The sequence below is a fragment of the Bacillus sp. 3255 genome, from assembly GCF_031456485.1.
GTDB lineage: Bacteria > Bacillota > Bacilli > Paenibacillales > NBRC-103111 > Paenibacillus_E.
This window is the reverse complement of the sequence record NZ_JAVDUS010000027.1, coordinates 26,808-48,328: the sequence shown is the minus strand read 5'-3', so window position 1 is coordinate 48,328 and position 21,521 is coordinate 26,808. Positions and strand designations below refer to the sequence as shown.

The window sequence follows — 21,521 nt, the reverse complement described above, 5'->3', positions numbered from 1 at the left end:
ACAACGTGTTGCGGTCTCTTTGGGCTTCAGCCCCCGATATCCTTCCTACTATGCAGCAAAAGAAGCCAACGCCCTGTAATCAGGGGGTTGGCTTCTTCCCAAGGTGGTGCTGATTTTACCGTTTGCCCGGATCGTAAGGCTCGCCAAGCGCCGACGGCGCTTTTGCCCGGCCTACAGCTCCCGCCAACACCAAGATCGTCAGCACGTACGGCAGCATGTAGAGAAACTCCTGCGGGATATTCTTGGAGAAATCGAACAGCCGCATGAAGTTATTCAGCGCCTGCGCCATCCCGAAGAAGACGGCTGCGCCAAGTGCGCCGAACGGATGCCATTTGCCGAAGATCATCGCGGCCATCGCGATAAAGCCCTGGCCGGAGATCGTGTTATGCGAGAACGCGCTCGTCGTCGTCAGCGTAATCGTCGCACCGCCAAGCCCGCCGAGCAGACCGCTGATGAGAACTGCGATATAACGAACGCGCTTAACTTTAATCCCCACCGTATCCGCAGCGCTCGGATGCTCGCCGACGGAGCGTAGGCGCAGACCGAAAGGTGTTTTGAACAGCACGTAGTACGTTAAAGCAACAAGAATCAAAGCGATATACGTTGTCGGATAAGCCGTGAAGATCGCGTACCCGATATACGGAATTTTCGATAATAGCGGGAATTCCCACTTGGTGAACACATCGTTCAACGTTTCCGTCTGACCGGCGCCTTCGAACAGCACCTTCACCAGAAACAGCGTAACGCCGGCGGCCAGGAAGTTGATGACTACGCCGCTGATGACTTGATTCGCCTTGAAGGTAATCGTCGCTACGGCATGAATGAGCGCGAAGATGAGCGCAAAGACCATAGCCGTCAGCAAGCCGATCCATGGCGACCATACGCCCATATTCGCTTCTTCGGCGTAATATGCCCCTACGGCGGAAGCGAAGGCGCCCGATACCATGAGCCCCTCGATCCCGATGTTGACGACACCGGAACGCTCTGAGAAGATACCGGCCATCGCGCCGAAGATCAGAGCCGTCGAATAAACGAGTGTCGTATTAATTAGTTCACTGAATTTCGTGAAAAACGCGTCAAGCATTGTGAGCAGGTCCATGTTACGACGCCCTCTCTTTCTTGCGTTTGCTATAGAACGGGATGAGCACCCATTTGACGATGCCTTGCGTAGCTACGAAGAATATAACCGAACCGATGACGATACGGATAATCTCCGGCGGCACATCGGCACCAAAGCTCATCCCCGCTGATCCGTAAGATAAACCGCCGAACAGCGCGGCTCCGAGGACAATCCCGAGCGGATTGTTAGCGCCTAACAAGGACACAGCGATGCCGTCAAACCCATAACCCGGGGAACCCGCGGCAACGACCTGATAGTGGAACACGCCGAGAATTTCAAAGACGCCGCCCAGCCCGGCGAAAATACCGGAAATGAACATCGCTTTGATAATGTTGCGATTCACGTTCATCCCCGCATACTTCGCGGCGTCGATGTTATGGCCGACGGCGCGCAGCTCGTAGCCCTGCTTCGTTTTCCATAGAATCACATAGAATACGACTGCTGCGAGGAGCGCCACCAGGATGCCCCAGTGAATCCGCGCATGATTCATCAAATCGGACAACCAACCGATGCTGAGTGAAGCCGTCTCTTGAATCATATAAGAGCGCTGCTGCTTAGGCTCTAATAGGAACGTATTCACGATATAATTGGACAGGAACAGTGCGATCCAGTTGAGCATAATCGTGGTAATAACTTCGTTAACGCCGCGTTTGGCTTTCAAATAGCCGGCGATAGCTCCCCAGAGACCGCCAAGCAATGCACCCGCGATGACCGCTAACGGAGCATGAATGATCCAAGGAAGACCCGTCACTTTCACACCGATGAGGGTAGCCCCTGTCATGCCCATCACGAACTGCCCCTCGGCACCGATATTGAACAAGCCCGTGCGGAAGGCAAAGGCGACGGACAGCCCCGTCAAAATGAGCGGTGTAATCGCCCGGATCGTTTCCCCGATGTCGTACGAGTTGCCGAATACACGTGCGAACAGCGCCCCGTAGGCCGCTATCGGATTGTAGCCGCCGGCCAGCATGACGAGCGCTCCGAACAGGAGCCCGAGCACAATCGCAACGATCGGATTCACCGCGGATTCACTTGTAAAAATACGAGCAACCTTATTCATGAGCCGCTCCTTTCCCCGTGCGCTTGCTGCCGGCCATGAGAAGTCCGATTTCCTGATCGTTCGTCTCCTGCGGAAGCACTTCGCCCACAATCTGTCCTTCATAAATAACGGCAATGCGGTCCGATACGTTCATAATCTCATCCAGCTCGAAAGAAATCAGCAGCACCGCCTTGCCTTTGTTCCGCTGCTCGATCAATTGGCGATGCACGAATTCGATCGCACCGACATCCAGTCCGCGCGTAGGCTGCGCCGCGATGAGCAGATTTGGATTCTTGTGTATTTCCCTGGCAATAATTGCTTTCTGTTGGTTGCCCCCCGATAAAGAACGGGCTTTATTGTAAATGCTCGGCGTCCGCACGTCGAACTGCTTGATCAGCGTTTCCGCATGGCGGTCAATCGCCTCGTAACTGAGGAATCCTCCCTTATTGTAAGCAGGGTGGAAGTACGTCTCCAATACCATATTCTCGCTCATGGAGAAATCAAGGACAAGCCCATGCTTATGCCGATCCTCGGGAATATGCGACAAACCTGCCTCCGAGATTTGTCTCGGCGTCATATTCGTAATGTCGCTTCCGGCGAGCAGCACTTGTCCACGATCAACCGGGCGCAACCCCGTCAACGCTTCGATCAGCTCGCTCTGTCCATTGCCGTCCACGCCGGCGATGCCCAGCACTTCCCCTGCCCGCACTTCGAAGTTAAGCTCCTTGAGCGCAGCCAGTCCCTGCTGATTCCGCACAACCAAGTTCTTGACCTGAAGAACGGGCTCTCCAACCTTGACCTCTTTCTTATCCACCTTGAAAGAGACATCCCGGCCGACCATTTTCTCGGCCAGAATTTGCGGATTCGCGGTGGCGCTAGCGATGGAATCAATCACTTTGCCCCGTCTGATAATCGTCACCGTATCTGCAATTTCCATAATTTCTTTCAGCTTATGTGTAATGAGAATGATGGATTTGCCCTCTTTCACGAGATTGCGCATAATCACCATCAATTCGCTAATTTCTTGCGGCGTCAGTACTGCTGTCGGTTCGTCAAAAATGAGAATATCGGCGCCGCGATACAGCGTTTTCAAGATTTCAACGCGCTGCTGCATGCCGACGGAAATGTCTTCGATCTTGGCTTTCGGATCCACGCGAAGCCCATACTGCTCAGAGAGCTTGCGCACTTTCTCTTGCGCAGTCTTGTAATCGACATTCAGCCCTTTTTTGGGCTCCATGCCCAAAATGATATTCTCCGTTACGGTAAACGGCTGAACTAATTTGAAATGCTGATGCACCATCCCGATGCCCAGCTCAATCGCCCGATTCGGGCTGTCAATCGCAACTTCCTTGCCTTGCACTTTAATGTGACCTTCGTCCGGCTGATACAGCCCGAACAAAATATTCATCAGCGTGGATTTACCCGCGCCGTTCTCACCAAGCAGAGCGTGAATCTCACCCTTCATCAGCTTCAGCGAGATGGCGTCATTCGCCACAATGCCCGGGAACCGCTTGGTTATGCCGTTAAGTTCAACAACAGGGACTACTTCACTCATCAGATCACCCTAGGATCAATTTTTTATTACCTTAAACTAAGAACAAGGCTAGTTAGTATAACTAGCCTTGTTTGAACATAAGCAAACCTATCGTTCGTAACCGCTATGCCTTGTATGCACCTATTATGGTTTCTCAGGAACTTTAATTTCGCCGCTGATGATTTTTGCTTTGTACTCGTCAACTTTTTTCAAGATTTCGGCGGATACGTTTTTCTTGGAAGTTTCCGGAAGACCTACGCCGTCATCTTTCAGACCCAATGTCACGACTTTGCCGCCTTGGAATTTGTTGTCGATCAGGTCCTTGGACACACGTGCAACCGCATTGTCGACACGCTTCAACATGGACGTCAATGTCACTTCGTCGCCGAATTCAAGGGACTGGTCTTTATCTACACCGATAACCCATACTTTTTTACCGGATTTCACACGGTCTTTGGCTTCGTTAAATACGCCGTTACCTGTGGAGCCTGCAGCATGGAAAATGATATCCGCGCCGTCGTTGTAGATCGTAGCTGCCGCCGCTTTCCCAAGGTCAGGCTTGTCGAATGCGCCTGTGTAGTTGATTTTGATCGTGGCACTAGGGTTAACGGCCTTCACGCCGGCAACGAAACCAGCTTCGAAGCGTTTGATAACCGGAATGTCGATACCGCCGACGAAACCGATTTTGTTGGATTTTGTCGTAAGACCGGCTACAACCCCTACGAGGTAGGAACCTTCTTGCTCGGAGAACGTAACGGATTCCACGTTAGGAGCTTCCACAACGTTATCGATGATCGCCAACTTCGCGTTCGGATTTTGCGTTGCAACCGTTTTAAGCGCATCGCCCATCAAGAAGCCGATTCCCCAAGTCAAGTTGTAGTTATCCTTCACGAATTGGTTCAAGTTCGGCACATAATCCGCGTCGCTTTTACTTTCCAGGTTTTTCACTTTTGCGCCTGTTTGTTTCTCAAGCCCTTTCAGGCCTTCCCATGCGCTTTGGTTAAAAGATTTATCGTTTACGCCGCCGATGTCAGTAACCATGCCGATTTTGAAATCTTTACCGCTGTTGTTGCTCGGTGCTGCGGATGCCGCACTGCTAGCTGCCGGAGTCGCAGAGGCCGCCGGTTGCGTTTCTTCTTTTTTGCCGCAACCCGCCAAAGCAAGCGCGGAAACCGTTACTGCCATAAGCGCCGTTGTGAGTACTTTTTTCATCAATGTTACCCCCAAAAGATAAATTTAAAATTGTACCTTGAATCCCAAATTATAGTATGGCCAGATCAAGTTCAATTATGTAATGCTTACGATAGATTGAGTGTATCATTTTGGATGATGGGAGAAAAGAAATCCACGCGTAATTAAACATAATTCGTTATGTAAAACAAGTTGACATGATCTTTTTGTAAAGCCCCACAATATAGGTTCAAAGCCCCAATTACTGATTATACAACCATCGGTTAATAAAATCTAGATGACCCATTATAAAATCTAATCGGCCATTAAACGTAGGAAATCGCGCGGGGATAAAGGGGGATTGAACAACTGTCCTTGCACTTCCGAACACCGCAAAAACTTCAAATATTCGAGCTGCTCCTCGGTTTCGACACCTTTCGCAATCAGCTTCAGTCCCAAGCGCTCAGCCATGCGCGTGATGGCGACAGCCAGCTGCTTGTTCTCGTCGTCTTCGACCAAATCCCTGATCAACGTGCTGTCCAGCTTCACACTGTCGAATGGCAAGCCTTCCATACCGCTTCGCGTTAACAGCCCCGTGCTCAAGTCATCCATGGCGATGCGCACGCCCAGCCTCTTCAGCAGAATCAGCTTCTCGCTGGCTTCCTGCACGTTGGAAGATGTGATGCTCTCCGTCAGATCCAGCTCGACCAGCCCAGGATCAATGCCCGTTTCTTGCAGCAGCTGTGCGACTTCCATCGTGAAGCCTGCATCTTTGAACTGCGAAGCCGTGATCGGCATCGTCATTCTCAAGGGCTTATGCCCAGCATCCTGCCACGCTTGCAGCTGCCTGCACGCCGTCCGAATCGCCCATGTGCCGATCGGGACCATAAGGCCCAGCTCTTCGGCCGCCTTCCTCCAGTCCACCGGCGAGGAGAGCCGCTTGCCTGCTTGGTCCCAATGCAAGATGACTTCCATCCCGATGAGCCGGCGGCTCGCGATCTCATACTGCGGCTGATACAACAGTTCGAACTGCTGGCGCTCCAACGCAGTGCGCAGCTCACTTTCCATGTGAGCTTTACTTTTTACCATGACATCGATTTCGGAGGCGTAGAATTGGAAGCGGTTGTTACCAAGACTTTTGGCTGTATACATGGCATCGTCCGCATATTGCAGAAGCTGCTCGGGCTGGGTGCCGTCCAGCGGGTACAGGGCAATGCCCATGCTAGCCGTGATGATAACCGGCTTCCCGTCCAGTATGAACGGCTCATCCAATACCGCCTGGATACGCGAGGCCACCACTCTGACATCCTCCGGCTTGGCGAAAGCTTCAAGCAATATAATAAATTCGTCCCCGCCCTGCCGGTAGACCGTATCCGAACCGCGCAGACAGCCTAGCAATCTATCGGCTGCCTGACGAATCAGACGGTCCCCATAGGCGTGACCTAAGGAATCGTTCACTTCTTTGAACCGGTCCATATCCAGGAAGACGACCGCAGCCAGCTCTTCATTGCGCTGCGCATGCAGCAAGGCCCGCTTCAACCGGTCATCGAACAACCGGCGGTTAGGCAAACCCGTCAACGTATCATGATAGGCCAAATACGCAAGCTGTTTGCTCTTCTCTTCCTCTTGCCTCTGCGTCAGCCGCAGTTGGCGGATCCATATGGCAACCAAGAGGCAGACCAAGGCTTGAACCAGCAACCACAGTAACAGCAGCGGCGTAAATCTGAAAGAAGCGGCTGCAAGCAGATTGACGGTCAGTACAAAGAAGGCCAGAATGCCCACATAGCGCTGTTCCTGCACCTGTATCCGTTCAATCCACTTCAAGAGTAAGCTTCTCATCGGGGAACCTCCATTCAATCATCAAAAAAGGCTATTCCACTTGGAATAGCCGTAGGCGCACCTGTATCGGTAAACTGCATCCTCTCGGCAGCTCAGCCGTCATCGTTGCAAGGCAACCTAAGACCTGGAGCTTTGCGTCCTTACCTTTCGGCAAGTTTGCCTTTAACCATATTCAGGTAAAAAACGGGACTATATAACTATATCACAGAGGCTTTCATTTTGGCTATTTTTACTTAAATTAGTAAATTAAATAGTTTCGGGTCCTTATTGATTTCGATGTATCCATAGTCCTTGCGGGACAAGCGCTCAATGAGCCCCTCGTAGTCATCTTTGTTTTTCAGCTCAATGCCGACCAGAGCGGGCGCATCGTCACGGTTGTTCTTCTTCGTATACTCGAACCGGGTAATATCGTCCGTAGGTCCCAGTACCTCCTCCAGAAATTCGCGCAAGGCGCCTGCACGCTGCGGGAAGTTGAGGATAAAGTAATGCTTTAGGCCTTCATAGATAAGCGAACGCTCTTTGATTTGCTGCATCCGGTCAATATCGTTATTACCGCCGCTAATGATGCAGACGACGTTCTTGCCGCGAATTTGCTCCCGGTATGCATCAAGCGCCGCAACGGGCAGCGCACCCGCCGGCTCGATCACGATCGCATTGTTATTGTACAGCTCAAGGATTGTCGTGCACTCCTTACCGGACGGAATAATCACGATGTCATCCAGCTTCTCCTTGCAGATCTCGAACGTCAGTTCACCGACTTGTTTCACGGCCGCGCCGTCCACGAATTTCTCGATGGAATTCAAGGTCACAACCTTGCCTTGCTTCAGTGCCTCCTGCATGCTGGCAGCGCCCTCCGGCTCAACGCCGATAATCTTCGTGTACGGCGAAACGCTGTCCACATAAGTTGCAACGCCTGCCACAAGCCCGCCTCCGCCGATTGTTGCAAAGATAAAGTCCGGCGTATCCGACATTTGGTTCATAATTTCGAGACCGACCGTTCCTTGCCCCGCAATCGTGCGAATATCATCGAACGGATGAATGAACACCTTGTTCTCTTTCTCACAATAGGCCTTGGCCTGCGCCGAGGAATCGTCGAAGGAGTCCCCCGTCAGAATCACCTCGACGAAAGCCCCGCCGAACAGCTTCACCTGCGAAATCTTCTGTCGGGGCGTCGTTGTCGGCATGAAAATTTTGCCTTCGATGCCGAGCTGCTTGCAGGAGTACGCCACTCCCTGCGCGTGGTTGCCCGCGCTGGCGCACACGACACCCGCCTCGCGTTCCTCAGGCGTCAAGCTTTGAATGACATTGTACGCGCCGCGAATTTTGAACGACCGGACGACCTGCATATCTTCACGTTTCAAATAAACGTTGCATTCATACAAGTTAGAGAGCAGCTCATTGCGTTGTAAAGGCGACGGTTCGATCACCTTGCTGAGCACATGATTGGCCCTAATAATTTCTTCCAAACCTACTTTTCCGGAAACAACCATTCTTCTCTTACTTCCTTTCTCTCCAAAATATGCGAATGAAAAATTTAAAGATTATTGTAGCATATCTCAGAGCGGCTGTACGAGAATATTATTGGAAAGGTTCCGCAAGCTTCATAAAAGTCTCTGTTTCAGATCCCATCCCTGAGGGTATTAAAGAAACAAGAACCTGCAAAGGAGTGATCGCTATGTCGACTCAGCCATCACGCAACTATGAAATCGAAGAACGCCATGTGGAGAAGAAATCGGATTCCAGCTTAGTAGCATCGACTTTCATCAAGTATGCGGCTTACATCGTCATCACCTTCGGCATTCTGTACTTCCTCGTTCAATATGTATTTCCTTTGTTCTAAGATCGTTATACGGCAATAGAAAGGGGCTGCCTTAAGTAGTTACGACTACTTCCGGCAGCCCTCTTCACTTGCAGCGAATCGTTATCCTAGTAGTAGTAGCGAGGAGGCTCTTGCAGCTCGGCACGCTTCTGAAGGAAGCGATAGAAGGCGCTGGCTGCCTGCGCTTTGGAGACTTCTTGCTGCGGTGCGAACTTCCCGTCCGTAAGCGTCATAATGTTCAGCCCTAGCACGATGGCCGCCACGCCCACATCCTTAAGCTCTGCGGCGTCAGCGAACTGCGAATTGAACACGCCGTCGTATTGCGACAGGCTCTTGTAACCGAGCGCCTTCACGATCAGCTGCGCCATCTCTTCACGGTCGAGCGTCGCTTCCGGGTTGAACTCCGTACCCGCCTCGAGCAAGCCACGGTCCACGGCATTCTCCACATAAGCGAAATACGGCGAAGCGTTGCTCACATCGGCGAAGGACGCCTTGCGTTCAGCTCCGTAATAGATGCCGCCGTTGCCGCCGTTCATGGCAATGACCAGCATTTTGACCAGCTCGCCACGCTTAATCAGTTGATCCGGGTTCACTTTGCCATCCTGCACATCCAAAGCTTGATAATCGAGCATTAGCTGCAGCTCGTTCTTAGCCCAGTGATTATCAATATCGCTTACCGTCACTTTATCCAAGGACACCGTTTCGCCGGTTTGGCTGTTCCGCCATACGCCGGTTTGCGCATCCAACAGGAAGGGCTCGCGGTTGAATTTGGGGTTGAGCGTGTAGACCAGCTTAGCCTGCAGCTTCTCGTCCTTGTTCGCTGCAGCAGCGGTCGGAGGCATCTCTCCGGCTGCCACCATCACATTGTATTTCTCCAACGGGATCGGGCCATTGTAGCCGCCATCCTCCAGAACATAATTAAGTTTGATGTCAAATTGGGAGAGCCACAGATCCTTGGCTTTATCCAGCGCCAACACCTCTGGTTTCTGCTTCGGATACGGCATGTTGCTCAAACCGAACTGATAGCTGACCATCTCACCGGTCACGCGGTCAATGCTGACCGATACAGTTTCTTGGCCGGCGATCACGCCATCGATGACCCGGTTGAAGCTGATGTTCCAATTCCGCATATGCTTCAGCTGCTCAGCGGGAATATCTTTCTCCGCTTGAACGCTCAGCACCAGTTGATCGGTGTAAGCCGGAATCTGCTTTTTGACGAACTCCACGCTCTTCGCTACCGCATCATCCAGGGAAATCTTCCCAACAATTTCCTTATCCCCCTCCGGTCCATATGGCATGTAGCTGTTGAAGCTCGTAATTGCTCCGGTTGTACTGTTCACTCCCGCCCATGCGCCTCTCGAACCGAGCTTGCCGGAAGGGTCCTTCTCGGAGGTGACCGTCCAGTTCAAATTCCAGTACGAGTCGGTCTGTCCGGTTTCCGGATTCGTCGATTCATTATAGCTAGCTTCCTGCAGCTTGTAGTCTGCCGGGAGGTTGAATGCTGCCGCTACCTTCTTCGCCGCTTCTTCCTTCGTTAGATTGAGCGTGGCTGCAGGCAGCTCAGCGAGCGGTTTGTCGGTGAGGGGCTTCCCTACCGCCAGCTGGGGACCCGGATTCCACGGCTCGCCTGTTTCCGCGTTCAGCGAGAATCCGCCCATTATATACGACAGAATGGGCAGCTTCTTCCCCTTGGCCCCATATGGAATCTGATACAGCAGCGACATTGCCGCCTTGTCATGGAACAACTGCGCCGCCTTCTCCTGGGCAATCGGTTTCACGCCGGTCGGGAACGTGACGTTATCCATCCAATTGTAGTTATAATTCGTGACTTCGCCATCCCCGTTCACGCTTACCGAAACCCCGTTCATGGCGAAGGGGACCCCGTCTACGGAACGGTCGAACCGGATATTGTATTGATAATTGCCATTCAACGGCGTACGGAACGCCTTCTCTTCCGAATCGTTATACACAAGCTCATGCTGCTTGTCTGGATTTACTTTGGCAATGAAGGCGGAAGCGACAGCTTTGGCCCCTTGGAAATCTACCTTCGGCGGGTAGCTGGGCTTGCGGTCCGGGTCGTTGTCGTTCATGGAATAGGCGGTCAGCGAGCCGTCCAAACCGTTAATGGACACGTTCATGTACCCGTAGTTCTTCTCTTTCACTTTCTTCACATAGCTGATGTTCCACGTTGGGAAATTACGGCCGCCCATCCCCCAGTAAGCGTTCAGACTGATCGATTGCATCGTGTAGCCTTCGGGCAGGGCGATGTACGACTTCGCACGTTCCAGCGCTTGTTCCTTGGTGATTTTGGCATCGAGCACTTGGCCTTCGCCGCCGCCTGGATATGCCGGGATGCTGATAGTCTTGGCGTCGACGCTGACTTCATTAGCCCAGACAGCCGGAGCAGCCGTAAGCAGCAAGCTTGAAGCGAGCATAAGCGTACCTGCTTGTTTGACGATTTTCAAAGAAATCTTCCTCCTTCAGAGCGCAAATATTTCCATAATACTCCTTGACGCTGCGAACTGGAAAAAGGTTGCTGCAAATTCACAAAAAATAAAAATAAAAAAGCACATCCCCGCCCCCGGATCAACCGAAGTACGGACATGTGCCGTTATCACTTAGAGCGGCCTGGCGTTTCGCCTTGCCGGGAGCCTTCCTGACTGAGCGTTTGCATCAGTTCCTTCATTTCCCCCTGTGTCAAATCGCGCCACCGGCCCACCTTCAAATTGCCCAAATGGATATGCATAATCCGGACGCGCTGCAGCCGCACAACCCGGTATCCGAACGCTTCGCACATACGGCGAATTTGCCGGTTCAACCCCTGAGTCAGAATAATGCGGAACACCCGCTCACCAACCGGATAGATCTCACAAGGCTTCGTTACCGTACCGAGAATGCGGACACCGCCGGCCATCCCCTTCAGAAACATCGGAGTGATCGGACGGTTCACCGTCACGATATACTCTTTGTCATGATTATTTTCCGCGCGTAAAATCTGATTCACAATGTCTCCGTTATTCGTCAGGAGAATAAGCCCTTCGGAATCCTTGTCCAGCCGGCCGATAGGGAAGATCCGTTCCTTATGACCGACAAAATCAACGATGTTTCCTTTCACGTGGGCTTCCGTCGTGCTTGTAATCCCCACAGGCTTGTTCAGCGCTATGTAAACGTGCTCCTTCTTCTCGCCGATCGGCTTGCCGTCAACCCGAACCTCATCGCCCGGTCCTACCACGCTTCCGAGCGAGGCGACTTCACCGTTGATCGTAACGCGCTTCGCTTCCACCCACTTGTCCGCTTCCCGCCTGGAGCAGACGCCTGTTTCACTAATATACTTATTGATTCTCATCCTTGGGAGATCCCTTCTTTGCCGTAATCCTATTCGATAGATAACTCCTATTATGCTGGATTCGTTACTTCGGTTCAAGTTCGCTTGCTCTAAAAAAGAAAACCGCCCACAATCCGATGGATGAGGCGGTTCCTGCCGACCTATGACTTGGGCACAGCTTTAACGACGCGCACGTATTTGCGTTGTGCAGGCGTCAATGGCCGGACATATGAATAATTGCCACCAGGCGCAGGATTAATCGCCGCACCCGCTTTGTATGTGCCTGTTCTCGCCAGAACCGCAACGCGGATATTGAACGTATTCATCACACTGGCAATCGGCGTGGAGATGGAGCGCGGACCGCTTCCTGCAAAGTTGAGCGCTGCGGCGAACTGTCCTCGCATCCAGACGGAGCCGGAGTCCCCGGGCAGGGAGATGTTGGTCGAAGACGTAAGGACCGTCTGGTTGCGGAATTGCAAGTTAGCGCCTCCCAGTTCAGGGTACGGCCCAATTGTCGTTGTGACGCCGATACTTTCGACGGTACCGGTAACCAGACCTGTGGTGCGCCCCGACTTGAAGAAGCGGTCGCCTACTCGGTAGCTGAGCAAATGGCCGCGCGGGTTCACGAATTGGCCAGTACTGCTTACCAAATATCGCGGTGTCAGCAAGCCGTTGTTGAATGGAATAGCCGTTGCGGCATCCATAAAGTTAGGGCCTGTCAAATTAAACGGGACGAACCGGAACGTCGTGCCGACACGATCCGTTCCATTGACGCCTCCGTCCAGATTCCCCGGCTGAATAATGTTAGCGCCGAAACGGTTCTCCGTAATCAGCACGTGATTATTGCTGAGCATCAGGAGTTGGCCGTTCTGGATAACGATCAGTCCGCAGGTCCCCGTGCCCCGGTTTTCTCTGCCGATACTGACGCCGCCTGGAACCGGACGATGCTTGCCCCTGAACTGCGCCGCCCGGAACCGCTTCGCAGGCGACTTCATCGACCGGGCGATTTTCTTAGGCTCTACAACGGTATTCGGTTTGAAAAGACCGGATGCAATGAAACGCACGGGAATGCTGGGGCCGACCATCCTGGCGATGCTCTTGCCGATTGCCGTCGTTGCCGCGCCTTTGCGCGTGTAGACGATAATCGCCGCACCGCGCCCGGGGTTGCCCGGGTCCGCGAAGCCTACGCCTGTGCCGGTAACGTCCGGCATGCTCAACATAGGGTAAAGCCTCTCATTGTGCCTTAAAGCCTCGTAAAAAGTCGCCATATGCATTCTCCTTTTATAAGGGGATGTATCAGCGTATGACGCCTAGCGGCAGTTTGTCTCCTCTATTAACCTAGCACTGCAACAAATAGATGAATAGCCACGGTTGCTTGTACCTGTCATTTGGGCTGCAGCCGTAAGAAGCGTATAATAGAGTACAATGATAAGAATAAGGAGATTATATATGCATGTACTTATTTTGGGGGCTACCGGCCGAGTAGGAGCCCGCGTTCTGGAATTGGCCCTGGCGGATCGCCATCAGGTTACGGCGCTCGTTCGCAGCCCGGGCAGCGTGCGGCAGACCTCGGACGGGCTTACCTTGCTGCAAGGCGACGCCCGCAGCGCTGCGGACATCCGGCGATCCTTGCAGGGCGCAGACGCCGTTATCAGCTGCCTCAGCACCGATGGCGGCACAGTTCTCACGGAGGCGATCCCGCTGCTCATCGATGCGATGAAAGAGCGCGGCGTGAACCGCATCGTCTCCGTCGGCACAGCCGGTATTCTGCAGAGCGCCACGCATCCCGGGCTGCTCCGCTACGAGGCGCCGGACGCCAGACGCTCCTCCACGCGGGCCGCAGAGGAGCACCGCCGGGCGTGGGAGCGGCTCGCCGCATCCGGACTGGCATGGACGGTCGTCTGTCCGACCTATCTGCCGGACGGCGAGGCGCTCGGCACGTACCGCGCAGCACGCGATGTGCTGCCGGAGGGCGGCACGTCGATCTCGGTCGGCGATACGGCAGCTTTCACGTACAGGGTCGCCTGCCATGGGGAGTATGTCGGATGCCGGGTCGGCATCGCGTATTAAAAAAGGATGGAAGCCTGTAGCAGGCTTCCATCCTTTTTTAATAGCGTCTCGCTCTTTCCTTCGATAAGGCAGCGAGATTCAGCCCCGAAATGACGATACCTGCGATCCGGAACAAGTAGCCCACGACCGGAATGAAGCTTAAGAAAGACATGACGATATTAATAGCCGTCTTCATCGTGGTGCCGTTGTGAGTCAGAATCGCAAAGACCAGATTGGCGAACACGAGCGGAATGACCCATGCGCATGACCACAGGTACACGAATGGGATCAGTCCCAGCAAATACCCGACGGCAATAGCAATTTCGGACAGCAGCTGCAGCAGATTAAGCAAACGAATCGTATCTGAACGCATATAGCCCCTCCATTCTGCAAAGGAAATGATTTCTACCTTCATATTGTAGCATGCGCGAAAAAGGAAAAGTACCTTCTTTTCCGTCCATTTGCGTATGACGCGAAGCAACGAGCTTCGATGTGCGTAAGGGGAATATCTCCCACAAACGAGGCCCTGAATGCCCTTATCGCCGGCTCCGGTTCTATTTTCCGTTAATGGGACATACATTATTGGGATTATTCTGTGCTAAGGAGAAATCGCCCATGAGAAAATATGCGCCGTCATCGGATTTATTGAATCGCTGGGTTGAACTGGCAGTGACGACAGACCACGTGTTCAAATTTTTTCTTACGTACATGAATCCCTATTATTTGGGCGGTCATCTATCGCGGAGCTCCCTGCTTACGAACGATGCTTCCTCTCCGCCTCTTCGTTACAATCAGTGGAACTTCATCAAACTGCACAGCGGAGCCTCCGTCAACTTCTTTCTGACCGAAATCAACGATCACGATATAGCCGGACACCTCGTGCGCTCCGAAATTGCGAACATCGACTTCACGATCATCCGGTATCAGCAATTTTTCGAAGCGTATGCCTGCCGGTTCCGCCCTGCTCTAGCGGCCAATATCAGCCGCATCCCGCCGGAAGAAAGGCGCCGGCTGTGCGACCTCGTTCAGCGGGCCGAACAGACGCTGCAGGCCCGGGTTGCGCTGCGGGAGCTGGCTGCCAGATCGAAGCGCATTCCGCAGGCAGGCGAGCTGCCCGCCTTGGATGATCAGGATTTGAGGTACTTGTCGGACGCACAATTGGAGCTTTACTCGGAATTTCACGACCATGACGGGCAGCTGGATTATGAAGCCGTACAAACCGGCTTCGAGCTGTATGGAAACGGGGAGCTGCGCAGCAGCAAATATCCCGGACATTTGGAGCCGGATCCCGCCGTAGACTTCCTGTTCGCCGAATTTGCGCTGCACGCCATCGAGCGAGAGATTTCGCCGGATATCTGGTCCAAGCTGCTGATCCCGCTCGTGGAATTCCAGGAATTGTTCATCCAGACCTGCGCACCGACCGGCAAGAAGGACACGCAGCAGCCCGATCCCGGACGGATCGAGCATCTGCGCCGGAAATATGACGCAATGTCCGTACAGGAGCTGCAGCGCGCCTACGCCGATAATTTACTGAAAGCGTGCAGCCTCACCGTATGTCGGCGCGATAACGAGCAGCCTTGATCGGCAGCATGCGCCCAAAAAAAGACCGTCAAGCCCTCCTGAACCGCACCTCCAAGGTTAGACTCTGTCTAACAATTGGGGGACGGTTCATTCGGCCTGACGGTCTTTATGCTACAACCGCACTTCGCTATCGGCGGCTGTAGCGGTATCCGAATGTCCCTGCTGCAGCTGGTACATTTGATAATACCGGCCGTGGAGCGCCATCAGCTCCTCGTGGTTGCCCCGCTCGACGATCTCCCCGTGGTCGAGCACGAGAATTTGGTCGGCGCTCTTGATCGTCGACAGGCGGTGCGCGATGATGAAGGTGGTCCGACCCTTCGACAGCACCTCGAGCGCGGCCTGAATGACCGCCTCGGTTTCCGTGTCGATGGAGGCCGTCGCCTCATCGAGGATCAGGATCGCCGGGTCGAACGCCAGCGCCCTGGCGAACGAGATCAGCTGCCGCTGCCCGGCCGACAGCGTGCTGCCCTTCTCGATCACGGGCTCGTCGAAGCCGTGCGGCAGGCTTTGAAACATCTCCGCTGCGCCAACCTCGCGCAGCGCCTGCTCCACCCGTTCCCGGGTGATGGACGGATCGTCCAACGATACGTTGGAAGCGATCGTCCCTGTGAACAGGAACGGGTCTTGAAGCACGATGCCCATGTGCTGCCGGAGCAGCTGTTTGGGCATCTCGCGGACATCGCGGCCGTCGACGGTGATGCGGCCTTCATTCACATCGTAGAAGCGGAACAGCAGATTCAGGATGGAGCTTTTGCCTGACCCGGTATGCCCGACAAGCGCTACGGTCTGCCCCTGTTTCGCCTCGAAGGAGATGTTCTTCAGCACGTCTTCCCCTTCTTTGTAAGCGAACCGGACGCCCTCGAACTTCACGTTGCCCTGATAACGCTCCGCCTTCCCTTCCGCTACGGCCAAGCCGCTCTCATCCAGCAGCTCGAACACCCGGTCCGCCGATACGATGGCTCTCTCCAGGTTCGGCAGCTGGTTGACAATCCCGACCATGGGGTGGAACATGCGGTTCAAGTAATCCACGAATGCGTACAGCACGCCCACCGTGATCAGCGAGTGCAGCGAGCTGCCCCCGACGTACCAAATCAAGCCAAAGAAGAACAGATTCCGCACCACGTTCATCAGGTTATGTGACGTGAGCGAGTTCAAGCTCAGCAATTTGTTTTGATACTTCGTATACTCGTCGTTCAGCTGTTCGAATTCCTGCGTCGTTTCCTTCTGCCTGCGGAACGTCTGGATAATCGTCATCCCTTGGATCGCCTCATTGATCATTCCGTTAATGGACCCGATCCGTTCGCGAATCTCGTGATTATAGTGAGACGCGTACTTGCGGTACACAATGATCCAAGCATACAGCAGAGGAAGGATCGGCAGCGTAAATAACGCCAGGCGGTAGTCTAGAATAAATAAAGCAATAATGATGCCGACAATATAGATCGTACCCGTAAAAAAGTTCGCCAACACTTGCACGTATAGGTCCTTCACCGACTCGGTGTCGTTCGTAATCCGCGACACGATTTTACCCGCCGGCTGGTTGTCGAAATAGTTGATCGGCAGCCGCTGAATTTGGGCGAATACGTCGCTGCGCATGCGCTGGATAATCCGGTTCGCCGCCGATTGCAGCAGATAACGCTGGCCATACGTGAAACCCGCTCCGATCACGATAAGCCCAAAATAAAGGCCGGCGAGCTTCATCAAGCTAATAAATTCCGGCTTGTAGAACGTGTACAGCTCGGCAACGCTCAGCTTCTGGACATCGTACTGAGCCTGTTCCGTCCCTTGCCTGATCGCCAGCTTGCCATCTCCGGTCAGCGTTCGCGCTCCGTCGAAGGCAATCGGCCCGTTCACCCATACGAATTGGGTGCCCACTTGAAGAATGCGAACCTCCTGCCCGCGCAGCTCCCCTGCCGCGAAGTGGTCGCTCCGCTTATAGAAGCCTCCGCCTCTCGGCACCGCATGCTCCGTCTGCACCGCCGATGTCGTCTCGTACCACGGCTTCTCGATGCCGAGAATATGCGTATCGATCATTTTCTTAGCGATGAAGGGCCCCGCCAGCTCGGTCGCAACAGCGACGGATAAGCACAGCAGCGCGATGAGCAGCGGCTTCTTGAAGATCGCGGCGTATTGAAATAATCGTAATCCTGTTTGTTTCATTCCGGTTCTCACCTTCTTTTCCCCAGATATCTATCATCTAATCAAGCGTAAAGTTATACCTTTGTTTGCTCCTCTAGCTGCTGACGGTCATACTGCTCCTTATACCAGCCGCCGAGCGCCAGAAGCTGCTCATGCGTCCCTTCCTCGACGATATACCCCTCATCGAGCACAATAATCCAATCCGCATGCTGCACCGCCGACAAGCGATGCGTAGTAATCAAGGTCGTCTTGCCTGCGCGTTCCGAACGAATGCCGCGGATAATTTCCGCCTCTGTCTTGGCATCCACCGCGGAGAGCGCATCGTCCAGCATGAGAATCTCCGGATCGACATACAGCGCCCGCGCAATGGAGACCCGCTGCTTCTGACCGCCGGACAGGGCTACGCCCTTCTCCCCGACCATCGTCTCCAGCCCCTCCGGCAGGAATTCGACGTCCTTGCGGAAGGCGGCAAGCTCCAATGCTTGAATAAGCTGCTCCTCCGTACCTTCGCTGCGGCCGAACATGATGTTTTCTTTCACCGTTTTGGAGAAAAGTATCGGCTCCTGCGGCACATACCCGATCCAACCGTGGACGGTTTCGATGCTCAACTGCTCGACCGGCGTATCCGAGATCGTAATGGATCCCTGGCCTAGCGGATACTCGCGCAGCAGCTGCTTAAGCAGCGTCGTCTTCCCGCTGCCTGTGCGGCCCACGATGCCCAGCGTCTGCCCCCGCTCAAGATGGAAGGAGATCCGCACGAGATTATCGATGGACGATGACGGGTAGCGGAACGTTACATCTGTGAAGCGAATGGAGTTCGGCAGCAGCAGCGTCGTCGCATTCGGGGCGTCTTGAACGTCCGGCTTGTAGCCCAGCGTTTCATTCACCCGGTCAAGCGAGGCATTCCCGCGCTGCATAATGTTCATCAGCTCGCCGATCGCGAACATCGGCCAGATCAGCATGCCAAGGAACGTATTGAAGGAGACCAGCTCCCCAAGCGTTAATTCACTGTGAAAAACCATATACCCGCCATAGCAAAGCCCGATCAAATAGGAAATACCGACGAGAATTTTGACCGTTGGTTCAAAAAGAGCGTCGATCAGCGCCACTGCGATATTTTTGCGGAATACGTCGTCCGTCATCGCCTTGAAGCTTTGCTCACTGGCCTTCTCCTGAACGAAAGCGCGGATCACCCGCACCCCGGCGATCGTCTCCAGCACCCGGTCATTCATTTGGCCGAAAGCATCCTGAGCGCGAATGAATCTCTCATGAATGCGCCCCCCGTAAATCGTAATCGCGGCCGCCATGAAAGGCAGCGGCAGAATCGAGGCGAACGTCAGCTTCCAAGAGATGAAGAAGCCCATCATACTCAGAATAGTCAGCATGAACAGCGTAGAATCCACGAACGTCAGAATTCCGAACCCCGCTGTCGTCGAGACCGCCTGCAGGTCATTCGTCGCTCTGGCCATCAGATCGCCAGTGCGGTTGCGCTCATAGAAGGTTGGCGTCATGCGCAGCAAATGTCTCATCAGCCGGGAACGCAGCACGCGTTCCAGCACGAAGGCTCCTCCGAACAGCTTATACAGCCAGATGTAGGACAACCCGTAACCGGCTACGATGAGCGCGCCCCAGAAAGCCAGCAGCTGGAACAGCTTGCTGCCGGTCAGCGTTCCCATGTGAATGCCGTCGATCGCGTAGCCGATCAGCTTCGGCGGGATAACATCGATGATGCCGACGATGATCAATAATCCGATGGCGATCGTGTATCTTTTCCAATTCATGCGGAAGAACCACGCTAATTTTTTCAATACCGTAAACATCGGGACAATCACTCCTTTACTTGATTATTCGCACAAAAAAAGGCATACCGCACGCAGCGATATGCCTTTTCCCAATAAAAAAGCGCTCGTTACGAACTTCTTCGTAACCCGCGCTCCATCAGCGTATATGAAGGGTGGCAGCAGCCGAACGAACTCCTTCAAGGCGCTTTCGTTCCGGCAGACAGGCGGGTTACTTCGTATGAAATTAGTTGGTGAGCTGCTTGGCGATTCAACTGTACATGCCCGTCTGTAAACAACACAATCATCTTGAAACCCTCCTTCTTGACCGCAACCGCTTGCGTCCTCATCATTTCCAAAAGTTGTATAACTGCGCTTACAGAGGTGATCTTAACACCCTAATCAAGCCTGTGTCAATCGGAGAAAAAGACTATAACCAACTATCCGAATTGTCACACATGTTTCAAATTCGCGCGGCATATTTATAGAATGTGGCGGTACACCTGGCATACAAGGGAGTGAATGTGCATGGTCGACCAAGTGTTTGAATTGATAGGCTGGATATTCGCGTTCGGGGTCATCATCGGGGGTGTCGTTGCGCTTATCGCCCGGTTTATTAAGCGGGATTCGACACAGTACGATATCGTTTTCCTGTGGGAGAATCGTTACACGTTGGAAGAAATGGAGCTGGACGAGCCTGCTTGATCTATCGACATACGCACATCACAAAAAGGGGTATCTCCAGGTCCGAAGATCTGGTAGATACCCCTTTTGGCAGGTGTGCCAGGACTCTAGATGAGTCCCATCAGCAGGATAAACATACATATCGAGATCGCAAGCCGTACGAACGGCAAGGGCAAGGGCAAATTCGTTTGCGGATCCAGAAGATGCTGGATCCGGAGGTTCATCGACGTTTCCGCGAAGGAGGCGTGGGATAAAGATAAGTGCATTCTTGGCGTTTGCTTCAGCAGCTTGAGCAGCGCGCTGCCCAAATCCGTAGTCTGGCTCATTTGACCGATGGCATACTGATCGGCACGGAGCTCGATCATAATCGGGTATTTGCGCTCCAGCCACGCGAAGATCGGGATATACCACATCGCTTTGGAGATGACCGAAAGCAGGAAAATCGCCAGCGGGTCGCGATGCTTCAGATGGCTTTTCTCATGCTCGATCACCGCTTGAAGCTCGCCGGGCTCCAGCATGCCGAGCAGTCCGGTCGAAAGGATGATCCGCGGCTTCCGCAAGCCGATCGTCATCGCGATCGGCTTCTTGGCCGAGATGACTTGTAGCTGGTGCTTAGCCAAGAGATGATCGACGCGATAACGCAGCGTCAAGGCCGCATCTTGATGCTTCTCAACCAGTTTCATCGCTTTCCATGCCTGGAACATTTGCCGAGCCGTTAAGAAGACGACGGCACTCAGCGTATAGAGGACAAGCGCATTCACAATCTGGAAGGCAATCGGGGCAGGCACATGAAGCTTTTCAAATAAAATCACGCACAAATCAAAGATGTTATAAGGCGATCTCCATCCCAAGAGGTGCTGGCACGCATAAAGCAGCATCTGTACTAGCGCAACCCCTGACACGGCCAAAGAAGCAGCAAACAGCCATTTCAATCGCTTTTCCATCATCATGGTTACCGGTCCTTTTTCATTTCTTTGATTTTTTGTTCCAACTGGTCGAGCAGCCCGGGATCCACTTTATCCAGCGCATCCACCATGTGGGTCACGGCCAAAGAGCCGAATTCCTCGATCAGGTCAAGCGTAAGCTCCTTCGACTGCGTTTCCATGAACGCTTCTTTGGTCACGACAGGCCGGTACAGCGAAGAGCGGGCAACCGACTTTTTCTGTAAAATGCCTTTGTCCACCAAGCGGTTCATCACGGTCATCACCGTGTTGAAATTGTTCGACTTCGCATCGTTGTCCAGCTTCAACTGGACGTCCTTGATCGTGAGTTCTCCGGCTTCGTTCCAGAGAATTTCCATTATTTTGGCCTCCAGAGGGCCGAAAAAGCGGTTAAGCCCGCTTCCTTCATATTTAAAGTTATGCATTTTCATAAGAGGCTCACTCCTTACACTACAAATTGTAGTAGGTACAGCGCCTGAAAGTCAAGACATATCGCCGGGAAG

19 protein-coding genes and 1 riboswitch are annotated in these 21,521 nt (G+C 53.4%); of the genes, 5 read left to right on the top strand and 14 right to left on the bottom strand.

Annotation, left to right across the window (positions count from 1 at the left end; all coding sequences use genetic code 11):
* Positions 1-115 precede the first annotated feature (115 nt).
* The 6 genes from J2X61_RS32070 to ilvA form a co-directional block, all read right to left on the bottom strand.
* Positions 116-1,099: an ABC transporter permease gene (locus tag J2X61_RS32070; protein ID WP_274471751.1), complete on the bottom strand. Its 984-nt coding sequence runs from the start codon at positions 1,097-1,099 to the stop codon at positions 116-118.
* Between the two features lies 1 nt (position 1,100).
* On the bottom strand, positions 1,101-2,180 hold the full coding sequence (locus J2X61_RS32065; RefSeq protein WP_274471752.1) for an ABC transporter permease: 1,080 nt from the start codon (positions 2,178-2,180) through the stop codon (positions 1,101-1,103).
* Positions 2,173-3,714, bottom strand: a complete 1,542-nt coding sequence (locus J2X61_RS32060) for an ABC transporter ATP-binding protein (RefSeq protein ID WP_310194019.1) — start codon at positions 3,712-3,714, stop codon at positions 2,173-2,175. The genes J2X61_RS32065 and J2X61_RS32060 overlap by 8 nt, the downstream gene beginning before the upstream one ends.
* A 123-nt stretch (positions 3,715-3,837) precedes the next feature.
* Positions 3,838-4,905: a BMP family lipoprotein gene (locus tag J2X61_RS32055; protein ID WP_274471754.1), complete on the bottom strand. Its 1,068-nt coding sequence runs from the start codon at positions 4,903-4,905 to the stop codon at positions 3,838-3,840.
* Positions 4,906-5,178: 273 nt separating this feature from the next.
* Positions 5,179-6,702, bottom strand: a complete 1,524-nt coding sequence (locus J2X61_RS32050) for a putative bifunctional diguanylate cyclase/phosphodiesterase (RefSeq protein WP_310194015.1) — start codon at positions 6,700-6,702, stop codon at positions 5,179-5,181.
* A gap of 83 nt (positions 6,703-6,785) precedes the next feature.
* A riboswitch (cyclic di-GMP riboswitch) is annotated at positions 6,786-6,873 on the bottom strand.
* Between the two features lie 62 nt (positions 6,874-6,935).
* On the bottom strand, positions 6,936-8,192 hold the full coding sequence (ilvA, locus tag J2X61_RS32045; protein WP_310194013.1) for a threonine ammonia-lyase IlvA: 1,257 nt from the start codon (positions 8,190-8,192) through the stop codon (positions 6,936-6,938).
* A gap of 185 nt (positions 8,193-8,377) precedes the next feature.
* Between ilvA and J2X61_RS32040 the strand changes: the two genes are divergently transcribed.
* Positions 8,378-8,542 carry a hypothetical protein gene (locus J2X61_RS32040; RefSeq protein WP_274471757.1) on the top strand — a complete coding sequence of 55 codons (165 nt, stop codon included), beginning with the start codon at positions 8,378-8,380 and terminating at the stop codon, positions 8,540-8,542.
* 86 nt (positions 8,543-8,628) lie between these two features.
* On the opposite strand, the gene J2X61_RS32035 is transcribed toward J2X61_RS32040, so the two are convergent.
* The 3 genes from J2X61_RS32035 to J2X61_RS32025 all read right to left on the bottom strand — a co-directional run bounded on the left by J2X61_RS32035 (position 8,629) and on the right by J2X61_RS32025 (position 13,057).
* Entirely contained in the window at positions 8,629-10,986 is a 2,358-nt protein-coding gene (locus tag J2X61_RS32035) for an S-layer homology domain-containing protein (RefSeq protein ID WP_310194010.1), read from the bottom strand.
* A gap of 149 nt (positions 10,987-11,135) precedes the next feature.
* Positions 11,136-11,867, bottom strand: coding sequence for a 23S rRNA pseudouridine(2604) synthase RluF (gene rluF, locus J2X61_RS32030; RefSeq protein ID WP_274471759.1), 732 nt, complete (start codon positions 11,865-11,867; stop codon positions 11,136-11,138).
* A gap of 140 nt (positions 11,868-12,007) precedes the next feature.
* The gene (locus J2X61_RS32025; RefSeq protein ID WP_310194005.1) at positions 12,008-13,057 is read right to left on the bottom strand and encodes a chymotrypsin family serine protease; all 1,050 of its coding nucleotides are present in this window, start codon (positions 13,055-13,057) and stop codon (positions 12,008-12,010) included.
* A 238-nt stretch (positions 13,058-13,295) separates the two neighbouring features.
* Here J2X61_RS32025 and J2X61_RS32020 point away from each other — a divergent pair, with 238 nt between their 5' ends.
* Positions 13,296-13,916 (top strand): NAD(P)-dependent oxidoreductase, encoded by a 621-nt coding sequence (locus tag J2X61_RS32020; RefSeq protein ID WP_274471995.1) that lies wholly within the window; start codon positions 13,296-13,298, stop codon positions 13,914-13,916.
* 37 nt (positions 13,917-13,953) lie between these two features.
* Here J2X61_RS32020 and J2X61_RS32015 read toward each other — a convergent pair whose 3' ends face one another.
* The gene (locus J2X61_RS32015; protein WP_310194002.1) at positions 13,954-14,310 is read right to left on the bottom strand and encodes a hypothetical protein; all 357 of its coding nucleotides are present in this window, start codon (positions 14,308-14,310) and stop codon (positions 13,954-13,956) included.
* 200 nt (positions 14,311-14,510) lie between these two features.
* On the opposite strand from J2X61_RS32015, the gene J2X61_RS32010 reads away from it, so the two are divergent.
* A complete protein-coding gene (locus tag J2X61_RS32010) occupies positions 14,511-15,476 on the top strand; it encodes a hypothetical protein (RefSeq protein WP_274471762.1) in 966 nt (321 codons plus the stop codon).
* A 111-nt stretch (positions 15,477-15,587) separates the two neighbouring features.
* Here the strand turns inward: J2X61_RS32010 and J2X61_RS32005 are convergent, their stop codons facing one another.
* Together J2X61_RS32005 and J2X61_RS32000 are read right to left on the bottom strand one after the other, a co-directional pair.
* Positions 15,588-17,636 carry an ABC transporter ATP-binding protein gene (locus tag J2X61_RS32005; protein ID WP_310193998.1) on the bottom strand — a complete coding sequence of 683 codons (2,049 nt, stop codon included), beginning with the start codon at positions 17,634-17,636 and terminating at the stop codon, positions 15,588-15,590.
* A gap of 53 nt (positions 17,637-17,689) precedes the next feature.
* A complete protein-coding gene (locus J2X61_RS32000) occupies positions 17,690-19,435 on the bottom strand; it encodes an ABC transporter ATP-binding protein (RefSeq protein WP_310193994.1) in 1,746 nt (581 codons plus the stop codon).
* Positions 19,436-19,496: 61 nt separating this feature from the next.
* On the opposite strand from J2X61_RS32000, the gene J2X61_RS31995 reads away from it, so the two are divergent.
* Together J2X61_RS31995 and J2X61_RS31990 are read left to right on the top strand one after the other, a co-directional pair.
* Positions 19,497-19,688 (top strand): hypothetical protein, encoded by a 192-nt coding sequence (locus J2X61_RS31995; RefSeq protein ID WP_310193991.1) that lies wholly within the window; start codon positions 19,497-19,499, stop codon positions 19,686-19,688.
* A 233-nt stretch (positions 19,689-19,921) separates the two neighbouring features.
* Positions 19,922-20,098 carry a hypothetical protein gene (locus J2X61_RS31990; RefSeq protein ID WP_274471765.1) on the top strand — a complete coding sequence of 59 codons (177 nt, stop codon included), beginning with the start codon at positions 19,922-19,924 and terminating at the stop codon, positions 20,096-20,098.
* 86 nt (positions 20,099-20,184) lie between these two features.
* Here the strand turns inward: J2X61_RS31990 and J2X61_RS31985 are convergent, their stop codons facing one another.
* Together J2X61_RS31985 and J2X61_RS31980 are read right to left on the bottom strand one after the other, a co-directional pair.
* Positions 20,185-21,027 carry a M56 family metallopeptidase gene (locus J2X61_RS31985; protein WP_310193988.1) on the bottom strand — a complete coding sequence of 281 codons (843 nt, stop codon included), beginning with the start codon at positions 21,025-21,027 and terminating at the stop codon, positions 20,185-20,187.
* Positions 21,028-21,029: 2 nt separating this feature from the next.
* Entirely contained in the window at positions 21,030-21,449 is a 420-nt protein-coding gene (locus J2X61_RS31980) for a BlaI/MecI/CopY family transcriptional regulator (protein WP_274471767.1), read from the bottom strand.
* Positions 21,450-21,521: the final 72 nt, after the last annotated feature.

Excerpts from the sequence above, each read along its gene's own strand:
- J2X61_RS32070 (WP_274471751.1), bottom strand. The coding sequence starts at position 1,099 with ATGGACCTGCTCACAATGCTTGACGCGTTTTTCACGAAATTCAGTGAA.
- J2X61_RS32065 (WP_274471752.1), bottom strand. The coding sequence starts at position 2,180 with ATGAATAAGGTTGCTCGTATTTTTACAAGTGAATCCGCGGTGAATCCG.
- J2X61_RS32060 (WP_310194019.1), bottom strand. The coding sequence starts at position 3,714 with ATGAGTGAAGTAGTCCCTGTTGTTGAACTTAACGGCATAACCAAGCGG.
- J2X61_RS32055 (WP_274471754.1), bottom strand. The coding sequence starts at position 4,905 with ATGAAAAAAGTACTCACAACGGCGCTTATGGCAGTAACGGTTTCCGCG.
- J2X61_RS32050 (WP_310194015.1), bottom strand. The coding sequence starts at position 6,702 with ATGAGAAGCTTACTCTTGAAGTGGATTGAACGGATACAGGTGCAGGAA.
- ilvA (WP_310194013.1), bottom strand. The coding sequence starts at position 8,192 with ATGGTTGTTTCCGGAAAAGTAGGTTTGGAAGAAATTATTAGGGCCAAT.
- J2X61_RS32040 (WP_274471757.1), top strand. The coding sequence starts at position 8,378 with ATGTCGACTCAGCCATCACGCAACTATGAAATCGAAGAACGCCATGTG.
- rluF (WP_274471759.1), bottom strand. The coding sequence starts at position 11,867 with ATGAGAATCAATAAGTATATTAGTGAAACAGGCGTCTGCTCCAGGCGG.
- J2X61_RS32025 (WP_310194005.1), bottom strand. The coding sequence starts at position 13,057 with ATGCCGGACGTTACCGGCACAGGCGTAGGCTTCGCGGACCCGGGCAAC.
- J2X61_RS32020 (WP_274471995.1), top strand. The coding sequence starts at position 13,296 with ATGCATGTACTTATTTTGGGGGCTACCGGCCGAGTAGGAGCCCGCGTT.
- J2X61_RS32015 (WP_310194002.1), bottom strand. The coding sequence starts at position 14,310 with ATGAAGGTAGAAATCATTTCCTTTGCAGAATGGAGGGGCTATATGCGT.
- J2X61_RS32010 (WP_274471762.1), top strand. The coding sequence starts at position 14,511 with ATGAGAAAATATGCGCCGTCATCGGATTTATTGAATCGCTGGGTTGAA.
- J2X61_RS32005 (WP_310193998.1), bottom strand. The coding sequence starts at position 17,636 with ATGAAACAAACAGGATTACGATTATTTCAATACGCCGCGATCTTCAAG.
- J2X61_RS32000 (WP_310193994.1), bottom strand. The coding sequence starts at position 19,435 with ATGTTTACGGTATTGAAAAAATTAGCGTGGTTCTTCCGCATGAATTGG.
- J2X61_RS31995 (WP_310193991.1), top strand. The coding sequence starts at position 19,497 with ATGCCTTTTCCCAATAAAAAAGCGCTCGTTACGAACTTCTTCGTAACC.
- J2X61_RS31990 (WP_274471765.1), top strand. The coding sequence starts at position 19,922 with ATGGTCGACCAAGTGTTTGAATTGATAGGCTGGATATTCGCGTTCGGG.
- J2X61_RS31985 (WP_310193988.1), bottom strand. The coding sequence starts at position 21,027 with ATGATGATGGAAAAGCGATTGAAATGGCTGTTTGCTGCTTCTTTGGCC.
- J2X61_RS31980 (WP_274471767.1), bottom strand. The coding sequence starts at position 21,449 with ATGAAAATGCATAACTTTAAATATGAAGGAAGCGGGCTTAACCGCTTT.